A 926-nucleotide genomic window follows, 5' to 3' on the forward strand; every position below is an offset into this window, starting at 1 on the left:
TGAAAGATGATCAGGTTGATAGGTTCGAGGTGGAAGCATGGTGACATGTGGAGCTGACGAATACTAATAGATCGAGGACTTAACCATATAATATGTAGCGATGTTATCTAGTTTTGAAGGAATATGCATTAAAATTTCTTCTTGACATTTCGAAAGAAATGTTTATAATGATAAAAGTCTGGTAATGATGGCAGAGAGGTCACACCCGTTCCCATACCGAACACGGAAGTTAAGCTCTCTAGCGCCGATGGTAGTTGGGACCTTGTCCCTGTGAGAGTAGGACGTTGCCAGGCTAATATTATTCCGCAGTAGCTCAGTGGTAGAGCTATCGGCTGTTAACCGATCGGTCGTAGGTTCGAGTCCTACCTGCGGAGCCATTATGCTTCCATAGCTCAGCTGGTAGAGCACTTCCATGGTAAGGAAGAGGTCACCGGTTCAAGCCCGGTTGGAAGCTTGGGAATAGGTTTAAAACTTTTTTGGCCCGTTGGTCAAGTGGTTAAGACACCGCCCTTTCACGGCGGTAACACGGGTTCGAATCCCGTACGGGTCACCACTTTTGGAGGATTAGCTCAGCTGGGAGAGCACCTGCCTTACAAGCAGGGGGTCGGCGGTTCGATCCCGTCATCCTCCACCATATATATTTAAAATGTCGGAGGGGTAGCGAAGTGGCTAAACGCGGCGGACTGTAAATCCGCTCCTTCGGGTTCGGCAGTTCGAATCTGCCCCCCTCCACCATTTTCTTTAAAATAACCTGAGAGGGTTTATTTTTTTGAAAAGATAACCATACTAGTAAATATTAATGGGCTATAGCCAAGCGGTAAGGCAACGGACTTTGACTCCGTCATGCGCTGGTTCGAATCCAGCTAGCCCAGCCATTTACGAGCCATTAGCTCAGTTGGTAGAGCATCTGACTTTTAATCAGAGGG

Annotated in this window: 6 tRNA genes and 2 rRNA genes; all 8 read left to right on the forward strand. The window is 47.4% G+C overall.

Going from position 1 to position 926, the window contains the following annotated elements:
• A 23S ribosomal RNA gene (locus GBN78_RS29790) occupies positions 1 to 87 on the forward strand; the annotation flags it as partial.
• Positions 88 to 177: 90 nt separating this feature from the next.
• Positions 178 to 293: ribosomal RNA gene (gene rrf / locus GBN78_RS29795) — 5S ribosomal RNA — on the forward strand.
• Positions 294 to 302: 9 nt separating this feature from the next.
• Positions 303 to 377 (forward strand) — tRNA-Asn (locus GBN78_RS29800).
• A 4-nt stretch (positions 378 to 381) separates the two neighbouring features.
• Positions 382 to 454, forward strand: a tRNA-Thr gene (locus tag GBN78_RS29805).
• A gap of 24 nt (positions 455 to 478) precedes the next feature.
• Positions 479 to 553: transfer RNA gene (locus GBN78_RS29810), tRNA-Glu, on the forward strand.
• Between the two features lie 5 nt (positions 554 to 558).
• Positions 559 to 634: transfer RNA gene (locus GBN78_RS29815), tRNA-Val, on the forward strand.
• Between the two features lie 17 nt (positions 635 to 651).
• Positions 652 to 735: transfer RNA gene (locus tag GBN78_RS29820), tRNA-Tyr, on the forward strand.
• 65 nt (positions 736 to 800) lie between these two features.
• A tRNA-Gln gene (locus GBN78_RS29825) sits at positions 801 to 875 on the forward strand.
• The last annotated feature ends 51 nt before the right edge of the window (positions 876 to 926 follow it).

The sequence above is a fragment of the Bacillus sp. B2-WWTP-C-10-Post-4 genome (assembly GCF_009183805.1).
Taxonomy (GTDB): Bacteria; Bacillota; Bacilli; order Bacillales; family Bacillaceae_G; genus Bacillus_A; species Bacillus_A cereus.